The organism is Cupriavidus sp. 86D6 (genome assembly GCF_057815095.1).
Genome location: NZ_JBYPSB010000002.1, coordinates 694,064 through 708,729, shown reverse-complemented (window position 1 = coordinate 708,729; position 14,666 = coordinate 694,064). Strand labels below are relative to the sequence as shown.

Genomic DNA, 14,666 nt, shown 5'->3' with positions numbered 1-14,666 from the left:
TCGCCTTTTCTGCACCGCGGCGAAATCGGGGATAATCCTTGCCGCACACACGTCCGCAGAGGCGTGCAAGATGCCAGTCGTCCCCCTGATTCCGTGTTGCCGTCGTGATCCGTTCCCCCTCGTCCATAGCCGGCGAAGCCAGCCTGGCAGACCGCCTTGAAGCCCTGCTGCCGCAAACCCAATGCACCAAATGCGGGTTCGACGGCTGCCGCCCCTATGCCGAAGCCATGGCCGCGGGCGAGGCGGCAAGCAACCGCTGCCCGCCGGGCGGCGCCGAGGGCATCGTGCGGCTGTCGGCCGTGCTGGGCGTCGCGCCCCAGCCGCTGGACCCCGAACGCGGCGTCGAACAGGCCCGTGCCGTGGCCCGTATCGACGAATCGCTATGTATCGGCTGCACGCTGTGCATCCAGGCCTGTCCGGTGGACGCCATCGTCGGTGCGGCCAAGCAGATGCATACCGTGCTGCCCGACTGGTGTACCGGCTGCGACCTCTGCGTGGCCCCCTGCCCCGTCGATTGCATCGCGATGATTCCGGTCACGGGCGCGAAGACGGGCTGGGCCGCCTGGTCGCAGGAACAGGCCGATGCCGCGTACGCCCGCTATCAGTCGCGCAAGATGCGTCTGGTGCGCGAGCGCGAGGAAAACGACGCCCGCCTGGCCGCCAAGGCCGCGGCCAAGCTGGAAGCCCTGGAGGCCGAAGCCGCGGCCAGCGAGGCGGAACAGGCCGCGCAGGCGCGCAAGAAGGCGATCATCCAGGCCGCCATCGAACGCGCGCGCCAGAAGGCGGCCGCCGTGCAGCCCCGCAACACCGACAATGTGTCGCCCGCCGTGCAGGCGCAGATCGATGCCGCCGAAGCGCGCCGCGCGAAATGGGGCCAGGCCAATCAGGCCAATCAGGCCAGTCAGGCCAATCAGGCCGACCAGCCCGGCCAGGAATGCCAAAGCCCGGACGGCAGCACCGCGCCCGGAGACCCCAGCAAGAACGACGATTCCCGCTCATGAATCCCGCCAAGCGCCTTGCCATTTTCGAAACCTTGCGTGAGGTCAATCCCACCCCGGAAACGGAGCTCGAATACAGCTCGCCGTTCGAGTTGCTGATCGCGGTGCTGCTGTCCGCCCAGGCCACCGATGTCGGCGTGAACAAGGCTACGCGCAAGCTGTTTCCGGTGGCCCATACCCCGCAGCAGATCCTCGATCTGGGCGAGCCCGGGCTGATCGAGTACATCAAGACGATCGGTCTCTACAAGACCAAGGCCAAACACGTGATGGAAACCTGCCGGATCCTTGTCGAGCAGCATGGCGGCAAGGTGCCGCCCGTGCGTGAGGCGCTGGAGGCCTTGCCGGGCGTCGGCCGCAAGACCGCCAACGTGGTCCTGAACGTGGCGTTCGGCCAGCCGACGATTGCCGTCGACACACATATCTTCCGCGTGGCCAACCGCACCGGGCTGGCGCCGGGCAAGAACCCCGATGCCGTGGAGCAGAAGCTGTTGAAGGTAACGCCGACCGAGTTCCTGCACGACGCCCACCACTGGCTGATCCTGCACGGCCGCTACGTCTGCAAGGCACGCAAGCCCGAATGCTGGCATTGCGCCATCGAGCCACTCTGCGAGTTCAGGCCGAAGACCCCGGCACCGAACGTTTAGGCAGGGTTCGGCCCCTTCAGGACCAGCGCCAGCTGCAAGGCGGTGCGCGCCACGGTATCCACGTCCGGCGTGTAGCCGTTGCGGATCCAGTACAGCGCCACATGGACGATGCCGCCCGCCACGCCGGCGGCCAGCATCGGATCCACCTTCGCCCCGGGCGGCAGCAGCGTCCGGGCCATCAGTGCGCCAAAATCGCATAGCGATACCGCCAGCGCCTCGTCCACGAGCCTGCTGACCCCGCGGATCTCCACCAGGAACACCCGCGCCGAGCGCGGCTCGCACTGCAGCGCCCCGAAATAGGCACGCAGCATCGCCAGCACGCGATGCTCGCCGCTGCCGCCCGCCTCTTCTCCTGCCCTTGCCAGCGTTTGAAGCAGGCGATGCGTGACCGTTTCATACGATGCCAGCAGCAATGCCTCGCTGTTGGCGAACGATTCGTAGAAGTAGCGTTCCGTCAGCCCGGCGGCCTCGCACACCGCCTTGACGGTGGCGTTCTGGTAGCCGCGCTCGCCGTAGACCTGCACAGCGGCGGCAATCAACTGCTCGCGCCGCTGGGCGCGGCGCTCTTCGGCCTCGGCGCCGCGGTAGCGGCGGGCGGGAGATAGCTCTGTGGTCATGGCGGCCATTATGACATTCCCTATTGTCAGATGGCTTCTGACAACCTATGTTGTCAGAATACCCACTCGCCCCCGGTAGCCGTCATGCGCCCTCAAAGTCCTGATGACGATGTTCTGGATGTCCTGATCGTTGGCGCCGGCTTGTCCGGCATCGGCGCCGCCCGGCAACTGCAGCAGCGGTGCCCGGACAAGCGTTTCGCCATCCTGGAAGCGCGCGACGCCATCGGCGGCACCTGGGACCTGTTCCGCTATCCGGGCATCCGCTCCGATTCCGACATGTACACGCTGGGCTACCGCTTCAAGCCCTGGCGCGGCGCCAAGGCTATCGCGGACGGCCCGTCGATCCTGGCCTACATCCGCGAGACGGCCGAAGAAACGGGCATTACACGTCACATCCGGTTCGGCCACAAGGTCGTGGGCGCCGCCTGGCGCAGCGACGAGGCCTGCTGGACGATAGACGCCGACCGCCGCGCCGATGGCAGCCGCCAGCGCCTGCGCGCCCGCCTGCTCTATGTCTGCGCGGGCTACTACAGCTATGCCGAAGGCCACCGTCCGGATTTTCCGGGCGAGCAGGAATTCCGCGGCCGGATGGTCCATCCGCAGTTCTGGGACCCGTCGATCGACTATGCCGGCAAGCGCGTGGTGGTGATCGGCAGCGGCGCCACGGCCGTCACGCTGGTACCGGCCATGGCCGAGACCGCCGCCCATGTGACGATGCTGCAGCGTTCGCCCACCTATATCGTGACCCGCCCCGGCGAAGACCCCATCGCGCACAAGCTGCGCCGCATGCTGCCCGAGCGCCTGGCCTACCGCGCCACGCGCTGGAAAAACGTGCTGCTTGGCATGTTCTTCTTCCAGCTGGCGCGCCGCCGGCCAGCCAAGGTAAAGGCGCGCATCGTGGGCATGGCCGCGGCGCAGCTGACGCCGGGCTTCGATGTGGGCACCCATTTCACGCCGCGCTACAACCCGTGGGACCAGCGCGTCTGCCTGGTGCCCGATGGCGACCTGTTCCGCGAAATCCGCAATGGCCGCGCGTCGGTGGTGACCGACCAGATCGACCGCTTTACCGCCGACGGCATCGTGCTGAAGTCCGGCCAGACGCTGCCTGCCGATGTGGTGGTCGTCGCCACCGGGCTGAAGCTGAACATGCTGGGCGATATCGCGCTGACCGTCGATGGCCAGGCGCGCCGCCCGTCCGAATCGCTGGCCTACAAGGGCATGATGCTGGGCAATGTGCCCAACCTGGTGCTGGCGTTCGGCTACACCAATGCGTCATGGACGCTCAAGGCCGATCTCACCGCCGAGTACGTCTGCCGTCTGCTACGGTTCATGGACCGGCGCGGCTACCGCATGGCGATGCCCGAGGTCGATCCGACCGTGCAGACCGTGCCGTTCCTGGATTTCTCGTCCGGCTACGTGCAGCGCGCGGCGTCGGTGCTGCCCCGGCAGGGCCAACGCAAGCCGTGGCGCGTGTATCAGAATTACCTGATGGACATGCTGACCATCCGGCATGGCCGCATCGACGATGGCGTACTGCGCTTCGACCGCGTGGCGGCCGCGCTGCCGACCAACGATCCGATTGCCGAGGCTCAATCTTGAACATATTTCTTGCGCTGATCGCCGTGGTGGTGGCCCTGGCCGCCGCCCTGCTCGTCCTGCTGTTCCTGTTCACCCGCCAGACGGTGCGCAAGATCGAGGCCGGACTGCCGCCCACCGGCCGCTTCGTCGATGTACCCGGCGCCCGCCTGCACGTCGTCGAGCAGGGCCAGGGCCAGCCGCTGCTGCTGGTTCACGGGCTGTCCGGCCAGCTTGCCAACTTCGCTTACGGGATGGTCGAGCCGCTGGCGCGCGATTTCCGCGTGGTGGCCGTCGACCGGCCCGCCGCAGGCTGGTCGACGCGCACGCCCGGCGCGCCGGCCGACCTGCGCGCCCAGGCCGATACGCTCGCCGCGCTGATCGACCGGCTCGGGCTCGAAAAACCGCTGGTGGTGGGCCATTCGCTCGGCGGCGCCATTGCGCTGGCGCTGGCCACCTACCATCCCGAGCGCGTGGGCGGGCTGGCGTTGATCGCCCCGCTGACCCATCCGCCCGAGGAAATCTCGCCGGTGTTCAAGGCCATGACGATTCCGAGCGCGGCCATGCGCAAGCTGATCGCCTGGACGCTGCTGATCCCCATGTCGATCCGCAATCGCGAGCAGGTCATGGATATCGTCTTCGGCCCCGATGCCGTGCCGGCCGACTTCCCCGTGCGCGGGGGCGGACTGCTGGCACTGCGGCCCGGACATTTCCTGGGCGCGTCCGAAGACCTGATCGGTGCCGCACACAGCCTGCCGCCGCTGGTGGCGCAATATGGCGACCTGCGCGTGCCGGTCAGCATCCTGTTCGGCCGCGAAGACCGGATTCTGGACTACCGCAAGAATGGCGAAGCCTTCGTCGCCAGGGTGCCCGCCGCCCGGCTGACGCTGGTGAGCGGCGGGCATATGCTGCCGGTCACCGCCATCGATGCCAGCGTCGATTTCGTGCGCAACGCGGCCGCCCGCCTGCGCGAGCCGGCAACCGCCTGACCCGCAGCCCCCACCGAAAGGACTCGCCATGGCTTCCTCCACCGGTTACAACCCCTACAGGCGCGACCTGGGCACCGCGTTCCAGGCCATCCGCAAGCTGCTGGCCGACGGCAACGACACCGAACAGGTGTTCAAGATCATGCGCGCGCTGAACGGCCCGTCGATGCCGCGCAACTTCAGCCGCCTGCTTTCCACCCCCGACGGCCGGCGCATGGCCTATCAGCGCATCGAACTGGCGGAAAAACTATCCGATCCGGACTATGTGGCCCGCTTCGCACCGGGCACGGTGGGTGCCGCGTATCGGGCCTTCCTGGAAAAAACCGGCTACAGCGCCGATGGCCTGGCCAAGGTGTCGAACCTGAACCAGGAGCCCATCGTCGAGGACGCCTATATGTGGTTTGGCCGGCGCACCCGCGACGTCCATGACATCTGGCATGTGCTGACCGGCTATCGCGCCGACGAGAGCCTGGGCGAAGCGGCGCTGGTGGCGTTCAGCTACGCGCAGACCGGCGGCAAGGGCTGGGCCTTTATCGCCATCGCGGCATCGCTGAAAAGCTGGCGCGTGACGCGCAGCCTGGCCTTCGCCCGCGCGGTGCTCGAAGGCTACCGGCACGGCCGCCGCGCCGCCTGGCTGCTGGGCGAGGACTACGAAACACTGCTGAACGAACCGTTCGACGCGGCACGTGCGCGGCTGGGCATTGCCGAGCCGGTGCGCTACCAGGCGTGCAATCCGGCGCAGGAGTGGTCGGCCTGAGCCGGCCCATCGGCACGCCGCCCCATCGGGCAACAAAAAAGCGACCCGAGGGTCGCTTTTTTGTTTGCGGGCCAACTCGCTGGAAGCCCGGATCAGACGATGCGGCAGGCTTCGTCGAACGACAGGCGCGGCAGGCGCGGATGCAGCTTGTCGGCCTCGCCATAGCCCAGGTTGATCAGGAAGTTGACCGACCACTTGCCGTCGGGGAAGAACGCGGCGTTGACCTTGCCGGCATCGAAGCCGCCCATCGGGCCGCAGTCGAGGCCCAGCGCACGGGCGGCCAGGATGAAGTAACCGCCCTGCAGCGAGCTGTTCATCAGGGCATCGCGGGCAATCTTCTCGTCGTTGCCGGCGTACCAGGACCGCGCGTCGGCGTGCGGGAACAGCTTCGGCAGCTGGTCGTGGAACGCGTTGTCGAAGGCGATGATCGCGGTGACCGGCGCCGAACGCGTCTTTTCCACGTTGCCGGCGGACACGCACTCCACCAGGCGGGCCTTCTGCTCGGCCGACTTAACGAACACGATGCGGGCCGGCGAGCTGTTCGCTGCCGTGGGGCCAAACTTCATCGCTTCGTAGACCTGCTTCAGCAGCGCATCGTCCACATGCTTGTCTTGCCACACGTTATGGGTGCGGGCTTCGGTGAACAATTGTGCGATGGCGGCCTGATCGACGGATTTCATTGCGCGTTTTCCGGGTTTTGTGAAGGAAGGAAGCGCGATTGTACCCAAGCGAGGGCCATCGGCCCACAAGCGGTTTGATGAATCCGTTCAATTCCGTTCGTCGGCCGCATCGAGCGGCGGCGTGCCGCTGGCGCGGCGGGTGAGCCAAAGGACACCCAGCAGGATCAGCCCGCCGCCCACGGCCTGCGCGGCGCCGATATGCTCGCCCAGCAGCGCGGCGGCCAGCGCCACCGTGACGACCGGTTCCAGCGTCGACAGCATCGACGCCTTCGACGCCCCCAGCTTCTGCAGGCCGGCGAAGAACGTCAGGATGGCCAGCACCGTCGACACCAGCGCGATGGCCACCAGCGCCAGCCAGCCGCCGCCCGTGGACGGAAACTGCGGCGGCACGCCGGCACCGGTGCGCAGGATGCCGACCGTCACATAGACCAGCGCCGCCGCCGAACAGATCACCGTGGTCGTGGCGATGGCATGGATGCCCGCCGTCACGCGCGCGCCCACCACGATGTAGACCGAATAGATCACGGCAGCCGCCACGCCCAGCGCGATGCCGAGCGGCTCGCCCTCGCCACCGCCCACGGTCAGGCCCGCGCCGACCGAGCACAGCACCAGCGCGATCACCGCCGCCGTGGCCAGCCGTTCCTTCAGAAACACCGCCGCCAGGATCGTCACGAACAGCGGATAGAGATAGAGCAGCAGCGCCACCAGGCTGGCTTGCGCATGGTTCAGCGCCGTGAAGAAGCAGTAGGACTGGCCGACGTAGCCGATGCCGCCCATCGCGGCCAGCGCCAGCACGCGCCGCCATGGCGGCAGGGCGATGCCGCGCGTGCGCATGACGAACGCCATGGCGATGGCCGCCACCACGAAGCGCACGGCCAGCAGGCCATAGACATCGGCACCCTGCGGCGTAGGCGAATCGCGCGAAGATGGCCATGGCGCCAAAGGCGCTGGCCGACAGCGCGATCAGCAGCACGCCGGCGAGCGTGTCGCGGGCGTGGCCCAGGGTGCCGGTGGCGGAGACGGTCATAGGGGCGAACGGAATCCGAAAGCTCGCATTCTACTCACGCGGCGGGCTGCCCCGGCAGCATTCGGACCGCTGCACTACAATAGCGGCCATCATGTTCAATCCCTCACGAGAAGAAGTCCGCCGTTTCTTCTGCGAAGCCTGGCAGAAGCGCGTCGCGGGCAATGTCCTCACGCCGCTTGAGGCCATCGCGGTCGACTGGATCGACCAGCATCCCGAATACCACGACCAGCTCGACGATGCCGAAGGCGCCGTCGCACGCGACTACACGCCCGAAGGCGGCCAGACCAACCCGTTCCTGCACCTGGCGATGCACCTGTCGATCTCCGAACAGGTGTCGATCGACCAGCCGCCCGGTATCCGCGCCGCGTACGAGGCGCTGACCCGCCGCCTGGATTCGCCGCACGCCGCCCAGCACGAGATCATGGAAGCGCTGGGCCAGATGCTCTGGAATGCCCAGCGCAACGGCATGCCGCCCGACGGACAGGCCTACGTGGACGACATCAAGCGCCGCGCTGCAGGCTGAGCGTCCGACAAACACCGACAAGCGCCTCGGGCGCCGCATGCTAACCTCTTGCGGTCGCAACTCCCGGCCATGCCCGCCCTGCCCGACCCCGTCGGTCGTGCCTTCCGGTGCGGCGTGCCGTTGTCCCATGCCATTTACCCTTCCCGTGCGCCCTGCCCGGCGGCGTGCCGCTAGCCGGCCTGTGTCTGCGCTGGTGTCCGCGCTGGCATCCTCGCTGGCATCCTCGCTGGTCATGGCGGGCGCCGTCATGGTGCCGATGGCCGCCCACGGTGCCGTGGCGCTGTTGCAGCCGCCGCGCCAGATCGACGGCACCCGGCCACTGACACTGACGCTGCTGGTCACTGCCGATGCCGATACCCGCCGCTACGCCGTGCCCGATTCGCTGCAGGTGACGGCCTCCGGGGACCTGGCCGCCCCGATCCGCATCGCACTGACGCGCGTGGGCGGGGGGCCCGCTGTGCTGAACCTGCGTCCCGGCGAATCCCGTACGATCAGCTACCGCGCCGAATGGCCGGCCGACCTGCGCGGCCAGGTGCGCCTGGACGTCACCGGCATCGACGCCGCGCCGGTTCTGGTGACGCTCAACCGCGCGCCGGTGCCGGGCCAGACGGCGCCCGCGACGTCGCAAGCGCCCCAGGCGGCCACCGCGCCTGCGGCTTCCGCCCCGGAGGGCAAGCCGCCTGTCACGCCCATCGTCACCGCGGACAACAACGCCCCGGCGCCCGCCCCTGCCGACCTGCGCGATGCCCAGCGCCTGTCGTTCAACGAGCCGATGTACCTGATGTTCGGCGCGCACGACGGCGCCAACGCCAAGTTCCAGATCAGCTTCAAGTACCGGATCTTCGAAGGCAAGGACCCGAATTCCAAGTCGGTGCTGGACAACCTCTACTTCGCCTACACGCAGTTCTCGCTCTGGGACCTGGCCGGCGACTCGCGCCCGTTCAAGGACACCAACTACCGGCCCAGCCTGTATTACTACCTGTCGGATACCGGCGTGAAGAACAGCGTGCTGAGCCGCCTGTCGGTCGCCACCGGGTTCGAGCACGAATCGAATGGCCGCTCCGGCGACGAATCGCGCGGGATCAACACGCTGTTCGTCAAGCCGACGATGTATTTCGGCGATCAGACCGACTGGCACTGGCGCGTGGCGCCCAAGCTCTACGCCTATGTGGGCAAGAGCGACAACGAGGACATCGCACACTATCGCGGCTACATGGACCTGAACATCGCCTACGGCAAGCCCGATTCCTGGGAGCTGGCCGCCACGCTGCGCAAGGGGACCCGCAAGGGCTACGGCAGCGTCGATACGCAGCTGACCTACCCGCTGGCGCGGCTGCTGCCGGGCACGGCGGGCTTCCTGATGGCCGGGTTCTTTTACGGCTACGGCGAGAGCCTGCTCTATTACAACCAGAAGACGCCGTGGCAGTTCCGCATCGGGTACGCGCTGTCGCGCTGAGCGCGCGAATTCGCCCCCGCGTGACGACGGTCAACCCGCCAGCGGCTTGCCTTCGGCCTTGAGGCGCGCATTGCCGACCGCCGCCGCGAACTGGCCGTAGCCGTGCCAGCCGGTGGCGCGCCCGAGCTTCTTGCCCCTGTGGAAGAACATGAACACGGGAATGCCATGCAGGCCGAAGCGGCGGCCCAGTTCGGGATGCGCGTAGACGTTGGTGTGCAGCCAGCGCAGGTTCAGCACGCGCAGCTTGTCGGGATCGGCCAGGATGGCCTTCTTGGCCATCTCGCAATTGAAGCAGTCCACACCCCAGAAGAAAACGCAGACCAGGTCGTCGCCTGCCCCCGCGATGGCGGCATCGATGGTGTCGGGGCCTACCGGCTGCATGCCGAGCGCATCGAAGGCCCGGTGATCGAGGTGGGGTGCGTGGTGAGGGTCTTGCGCGTCGGACATCGTTGGGGACCTCCGGAAACAACAACGCCCGGCAACCTTGCGGCCACCGGGCGTCTTTCAGACGATTACATCGAAACAGCTCAGCGCGGCGCCGAGACGGTCACCAGCGCGGGACGCAGCACGCGATCGGCAATCGTATAGCCGCGTTGCAGCACTGCCACCACGGTGTTGGGTTCCTGTTCGGACGGCACCATCGAGATGGCCTGGTGGCGATGCGGATCGAACTTCTCGCCGACCGGATTCACCTCGACGATCTTGCCGCGCTCGAAGGCCGCGGCCAGCTGACGCGCCGTCAGCTCCACGCCTTCGCGCATCTTGGCCAGGTCGCCGGTGTTGTCGGCCAGCGCAGCCTGGAGGCTGTCCATGACCGGCACCAGATTGTCGGCGAAGTTCTCGATGGCGAACTTGTGTGCCTTGGCGATCTCTTCCTGCGAACGGCGGCGGATGTTCTCGCCCTCGGCCGTGGCACGCATGAACAGGTCGTAGGTTTCCTTGACCTTGGCTTCCAGCTCGGCCACCTGCTGGGTCAAGCGTGCCACGTCGTCGGGACCGGCGGCCGCAGCCTCGGGCGCCGGCGCTGCCGCGGCGTTGGCCGCCTGCTGCGTGTTCGTATCTGGCGTCTGATTCTGTTCTTCCATGTCGATTCGTATCAAAAATGCAAAACCTCGGCCCGCAACGTCTGCGGACCGCGGGGTGGATCGGATGCCAATCGGCAAGTCTAGCCGCACATGGCGCCACGCTTCCAGTTTTTCAAGTGTGCGGGTTCAGAGACCCCGAAATACGCCGTTACAAAGGCCTGTTTGATGCAATCCCCTGTTCATTGATTTGCTGCAACGCAAACACTAAGATTCAATGCAGGAAAAAATGACAAAAATAACGGGAGCAGAAAGGTGGATCAATTTGGTGCATCTTCGGGACGCTTCGCCATGCACAAGCTACCAGTCGTGACGTTCTGTGTCGTCGCCGTTCTGTCGGCGATGACGGCCTTTATCTGTCTGTCCGAAGCGGTGGCGCCACGCGACACCGAGTATGGCAGCGGCAAGGCCGTATTCAAGCACTACCTCGTGCAGTACGTCCGTTAACCCCCGCCCTCACACCGCCCGGCCGCGGCAGCCCTGCCGTGACCGGATCGCTGACATTTCCGATTTCCTACCCTCTGAAATTGTCGATCCTGCGCCGGTCGCGCTTGGTCGGGCGCCCCTGCAGTTCCGCGGTCGGCTCCGGCTGCATGCGCCGCCGATCAGACTCCGCCTGGCGCCGGGCCTGGCTTTCCGGGGTTTCCTCATAAGTACTCTGGGCGATGGGCGCTGCGCCGCGCGACGCCGGCACGCCCTTCACCACCACCTCCCAGCGCTGCTGATGGGCTTCGAGCACCACGGTATCGCCGGGCTTCACTTCCCGTGAATTCTTGACCGGCTGCCCGTTGACCGTCACCCGGCCACGGTCCACCGCCTCGGCCGCCAGCGAGCGGGTCTTGAAGAACCGCGCGCACCACAGCCACTTGTCGATGCGCATCCGCGCACCCGCCTCGAAATCCACTTGCATCGTCAAATCCTTCCTGACGGCTTGCCCGCCGCCATGGCTTTCCTTCAGGCCGCCGCGCCGCGTGCCTGGGCACGCCCGCGCCGCGCTTCCAGTTCGTGCGGATGGGGTATGGACAGCGGCCAGCCCTGCAGATGCTGCAGGGCAATGTCGGCCAGACCGGCGATCCAGGGCTCGGCATCATTCAGGCATGGAATGAAATGGAAGTCCTGCCCGCCTGCCACCCGGAACTCGCTCTGCCCTTCCATCGCAATTTCCTCAAGCGTCTCGATGCAGTCTGCCGGAAAACCGGGGCAGAACACATCCACCCGTTGTGTGCCAACCCGGCCCAGTTCCGTCAGCGTCGGTGCGGTATAGGGTTGCAGCCATTCGGCCTTGCCAAAACGGGACTGGAACGTCACCTGGTACTGGCCCGGCTGCAGGCCCAGCGCCTCGCCAAGCAGGCGGCCGGTCTTCAGGCATTCGCAGTGATAGGGGTCGCCCAGGTCCAGCAGCCGGCGCGGCAGGCCGTGGAAGGACAGGATCAGCTTGTCGCCCCGCGCAAAGTCAGGCACGCCATGGCGGGTCCAGTACGCCCTGACCTGGGCATCCAGCGCCGCGATGTAGGCGGGATGATCGTGAAAGTGCTTGATCAGCCGCACTTCCGGCTGATTGCGCCATCCGGCCAGCACACGGAACAGCTTGTCGAACGCGGTGGCTGTGGTAGTGCCCGAGTACTGCGGATAAAGCGGCAGCACCAGGATCTGTTCGGTGCCCTGCCGGCGCAGCGCCTCCATGACCGAGCCGATCGACGGATTGCCATAGCGCATGGCGCAGGCCACGGTCACATCATGACCGAGCTTGTGCATCAGCAACTGCAGCGCATGCGCCTGGCGCTCGGTGTGGACCAGCAGCGGCGATCCGGTCATATGCGCTTCGCGCAGCCAGATCGATTCGTACTTCATGGCCGACGCCCGCGAACGGAACGGCAGGATCAGCCCATGCAGGATGGGCAGCCAGGCCAGGCGCGGGATCTCCACCACGCGCGGATCGGACAAAAACGCCTTCAGATAGCGGCCCACCGCCTTGGGCGTGGGGGCGTCGGGGGTGCCAAGGTTGATCAGCAGGATCGCGGTGCGCGGCGGCTGGCCGTGCTGGTATGCCGGTTCAGGCGAAAACGTCATGGGGTTTCCGTTTCGGATGCCGGGGCGCTGGCAATCGGGAATGGGGTCGGGAGCATGCAATGGTAGCCGGCCGGCGGTGCCCGGCCCGTAAGGACAGACACCGGCACCGCATCAGGAGTTCTGGCTCAGCGCGCTCGACAGCAGCCGGGCCGTGATGTCGACGATCGGGATCACCCGCTCGTAGGCCATCCGCGTCGGTCCGATCACGCCCAGCGTGCCGACGATCTGGCCATCGACCCCGTAGGGCGCGGTAATGACGGCCATGTCCTCCAGCGGCACCAGCTGGCTTTCGCCGCCAATGAAGATCTGCACGCCCTGCGCGTGGCTGGACACGTCCAGCAGCTGCAACAGGCTGGTCTTGTGCTCGAACACGTCGAAGAGCCGGCGCAGCTTGTCCATGCTCGACGACAGGTCTTCCACCTCCAGCAGCCGCCGCTCGCCCGAGATGACCACCTGCTCGGTATTGTCCTCGGCCATCGCGCTGCTGCCGGCCTCCACGGCGGCCTGCATCAGCGACGACATGTCTCGCCTTAGCGCCTGCAGTTCGCCGCGCAGATGGTCGCGCACGGCATTGAAGCTCATGCCCGCGTAGTGGGTGTTGAAGAAGTTGGCGGCCTCGATCAGCTGGGCCGGGGTGTACGACAGTTCGGTCTGGATGATGCGGTTCTGCACGTCGCCCTCTGGGCTGACGATGATCAGCAGGATGCGCTTGTCCGACAGCCGCATGAATTCCACCTGCCGGAACGCCTGGGCGCGCCGTGGCGTCATCACCACGCCGGCAAAGCGCGACAGGTTCGACAGCGTATGGGCCGCCGCCGTGATCATCCGCTGCGGGCCCAGTTGCTGGCTGGCCATCTGCCCCTGGATCTCGTCCTTCAGGCCGGCCAGTTCGGCGTTCAGGCCGGGCGGACCTTCCAGCGGGCGCGCCGTCAGCATCGTGTCGACGAACAGCCGGTAGCCGCGGGGCGTGGGAACCCGGCCGGCCGACGTATGCGGGCTGGCAATGAAACCCATTTCCTCGAGGTCCGACATCACATTGCGGATGGTCGCCGGCGACAGGTCCAGACCCGAGTACTTCGACAGGGTCCGCGAGCCCACGGGCTGCCCCTCGGCGATGTATCGCTCGATCAGGGTCTTGAGCAGCGTTTTAGAACGTTCGTCCATGATGCTGGGGATTTTAATCAAAACTGGCCCGTTCGGGCGTCCGCCCGCGCATGGCGGGCGCACGATCGCTGTCGGCCGGCAGGTGCCGCCGGCACCCGTTCCGGCGGCGCCGGGCCGAAGCTGGCAATGGGCATCCCGGTATGTTCTAATCCCGCCATGTCTGCCCCCTCAAAGACCAGCGCCCTGCGCGCTCCGTTCAAGACCGTCGCCCTGGTGGGCAGGCATTCGACCGCCGGTATCGAAGGCCCGCTGGAAGAACTGGCGTCCTGCATCTTGCGCAATGGCCAGGATGTGGTGTTCGAGCGCGAGACCGCCATGGCGACCGGACTGACCGGCTATCCGGTGCTGAGTCCCGACGAAATCGGCCGCGAGGCCGACGTCGCCGTGGTGCTCGGGGGCGATGGCACGCTGCTGGGCCTGGCCCGCCAGCTGGCCGGCCACGAGGTGCCGGTGATCGGTGTCAATCATGGCCGGCTGGGCTTCATGACCGACATTCCGCTCGAGGACGTCACCCGGACGCTGCCCGAAATGCTGGCCGGCCGCTACGAGGCCGAATGCCGCATGCTGCTGGAATCGCGCGTGATCCGCGACGATGCCGTCATTTTCTCGGCGCTGGCGTTCAATGACGTGGTGGTGAACCGCTCGGGCATCTCGGGCATGGTGGAACTGGCCGTCTCCGTGGACGGTTATTTCATGTACAACCAGCGTTCGGACGGCCTGATCGTGTCCACGCCCACCGGCTCCACCGCCTATGCGCTGGCCGCCGGCGGCCCGATCCTGCATCCCACGCTGTCGGGCCTGGTGCTGGTGCCGATCGCCCCGCACGCCCTGTCGAACCGGCCGATCGTGCTGCCGCACGACGCCGAAGTCACGATCGAGGTAGCCAGCGCGCGCGATGTCAGCGTCAACTTCGACATGCAGTCGCTGGCGTCGCTGCTGCCGGGCGACCGGATCGTCGTGCGCCGCTCGGCCAAGACCGTCAACCTGCTGCACCCGCTGGGCTACAACTACTACGCCACGCTGCGCAAGAAGCTGCACTGGCACGAGTATCCGACCGAAGACAACCGGCTCTGAGCCCGCCCTTCCC

The 14,666-nt window shown here is 66.9% G+C and carries 16 protein-coding genes and 1 pseudogene; 9 read left to right on the top strand and 8 right to left on the bottom strand.

The features are described from left to right. The first annotated feature begins 107 nt into the window (after positions 1–107). Positions 108–1,001: an electron transport complex subunit RsxB gene (rsxB, locus tag AC3G88_RS08350; RefSeq protein WP_488771372.1), complete on the top strand. Its 894-nt coding sequence runs from the start codon at positions 108–110 to the stop codon at positions 999–1,001. Further along, positions 998–1,642 carry an endonuclease III gene (nth, locus tag AC3G88_RS08345; protein ID WP_153948947.1) on the top strand — a complete coding sequence of 215 codons (645 nt, stop codon included), beginning with the start codon at positions 998–1,000 and terminating at the stop codon, positions 1,640–1,642. The genes rsxB and nth overlap by 4 nt, the downstream gene beginning before the upstream one ends. Here the strand turns inward: nth and AC3G88_RS08340 are convergent. Next, a complete protein-coding gene (locus AC3G88_RS08340) occupies positions 1,639–2,268 on the bottom strand; it encodes a TetR/AcrR family transcriptional regulator (protein WP_488771283.1) in 630 nt (209 codons plus the stop codon). The genes nth and AC3G88_RS08340 overlap by 4 nt on opposite strands. Before the next feature lie 75 nt (positions 2,269–2,343). Here AC3G88_RS08340 and AC3G88_RS08335 point away from each other — a divergent pair, with 75 nt between their 5' ends. From AC3G88_RS08335 to AC3G88_RS08325, 3 genes are read left to right on the top strand one after another with little or no spacing between them, the layout of a single operon-like run. Next, complete coding sequence (locus AC3G88_RS08335) at positions 2,344–3,858, top strand: flavin-containing monooxygenase (RefSeq protein ID WP_488771282.1); 1,515 nt, start codon at positions 2,344–2,346, stop codon at positions 3,856–3,858. Further along, on the top strand, positions 3,855–4,823 hold the full coding sequence (locus AC3G88_RS08330; protein WP_488771281.1) for an alpha/beta fold hydrolase: 969 nt from the start codon (positions 3,855–3,857) through the stop codon (positions 4,821–4,823). The genes AC3G88_RS08335 and AC3G88_RS08330 overlap by 4 nt, the downstream gene beginning before the upstream one ends. 28 nt (positions 4,824–4,851) lie before the next feature. Beyond that, the gene (locus AC3G88_RS08325) at positions 4,852–5,577 is read left to right on the top strand and encodes a Coq4 family protein (protein ID WP_488771280.1); all 726 of its coding nucleotides are present in this window, start codon (positions 4,852–4,854) and stop codon (positions 5,575–5,577) included. 92 nt (positions 5,578–5,669) lie between these two features. Here the strand turns inward: AC3G88_RS08325 and AC3G88_RS08320 are convergent, their stop codons facing one another. Then, positions 5,670–6,257, bottom strand: a complete 588-nt coding sequence (locus AC3G88_RS08320; protein WP_488771279.1) for a malonic semialdehyde reductase — start codon at positions 6,255–6,257, stop codon at positions 5,670–5,672. Positions 6,258–6,344: 87 nt separating this feature from the next. Beyond that, positions 6,345–7,284, bottom strand: a pseudogene (locus tag AC3G88_RS08315) (DMT family transporter). Between the two features lie 91 nt (positions 7,285–7,375). Here AC3G88_RS08315 and AC3G88_RS08310 point away from each other — a divergent pair. Both AC3G88_RS08310 and AC3G88_RS08305 read left to right on the top strand, forming a co-directional pair. Further along, positions 7,376–7,807 (top strand): DUF1841 family protein, encoded by a 432-nt coding sequence (locus AC3G88_RS08310; protein WP_153948954.1) that lies wholly within the window; start codon positions 7,376–7,378, stop codon positions 7,805–7,807. Positions 7,808–7,934: 127 nt separating this feature from the next. After that, entirely contained in the window at positions 7,935–9,263 is a 1,329-nt protein-coding gene (locus AC3G88_RS08305; protein WP_488771276.1) for a phospholipase A, read from the top strand. Between the two features lie 30 nt (positions 9,264–9,293). Here the strand turns inward: AC3G88_RS08305 and AC3G88_RS08300 are convergent, their stop codons facing one another. Together AC3G88_RS08300 and grpE are read right to left on the bottom strand one after the other, a co-directional pair. Continuing rightward, positions 9,294–9,710: a thioredoxin family protein gene (locus AC3G88_RS08300; RefSeq protein WP_400396125.1), complete on the bottom strand. Its 417-nt coding sequence runs from the start codon at positions 9,708–9,710 to the stop codon at positions 9,294–9,296. 80 nt (positions 9,711–9,790) lie between these two features. Next, complete coding sequence (grpE, locus tag AC3G88_RS08295) at positions 9,791–10,348, bottom strand: nucleotide exchange factor GrpE (protein WP_153948957.1); 558 nt, start codon at positions 10,346–10,348, stop codon at positions 9,791–9,793. A 288-nt stretch (positions 10,349–10,636) separates the two neighbouring features. Here grpE and AC3G88_RS08290 point away from each other — a divergent pair, with 288 nt between their 5' ends. Continuing rightward, complete coding sequence (locus AC3G88_RS08290; protein WP_180863143.1) at positions 10,637–10,792, top strand: hypothetical protein; 156 nt, start codon at positions 10,637–10,639, stop codon at positions 10,790–10,792. A 67-nt stretch (positions 10,793–10,859) separates the two neighbouring features. Here AC3G88_RS08290 and AC3G88_RS08285 read toward each other — a convergent pair whose 3' ends face one another. The 3 genes from AC3G88_RS08285 to hrcA form a co-directional block, all read right to left on the bottom strand. Continuing rightward, positions 10,860–11,255, bottom strand: a complete 396-nt coding sequence (locus AC3G88_RS08285) for an RNA-binding S4 domain-containing protein (protein WP_153948958.1) — start codon at positions 11,253–11,255, stop codon at positions 10,860–10,862. A 44-nt stretch (positions 11,256–11,299) separates the two neighbouring features. Further along, positions 11,300–12,415 carry a ferrochelatase gene (hemH, locus tag AC3G88_RS08280; protein ID WP_488771274.1) on the bottom strand — a complete coding sequence of 372 codons (1,116 nt, stop codon included), beginning with the start codon at positions 12,413–12,415 and terminating at the stop codon, positions 11,300–11,302. Between the two features lie 111 nt (positions 12,416–12,526). Then, a complete protein-coding gene (gene hrcA, locus AC3G88_RS08275) occupies positions 12,527–13,579 on the bottom strand; it encodes a heat-inducible transcriptional repressor HrcA (protein ID WP_400394952.1) in 1,053 nt (350 codons plus the stop codon). Between the two features lie 156 nt (positions 13,580–13,735). Here hrcA and AC3G88_RS08270 point away from each other — a divergent pair, with 156 nt between their 5' ends. Next, positions 13,736–14,653 carry an NAD kinase gene (locus AC3G88_RS08270; RefSeq protein WP_400394951.1) on the top strand — a complete coding sequence of 306 codons (918 nt, stop codon included), beginning with the start codon at positions 13,736–13,738 and terminating at the stop codon, positions 14,651–14,653. Positions 14,654–14,666 lie beyond the last annotated feature (13 nt).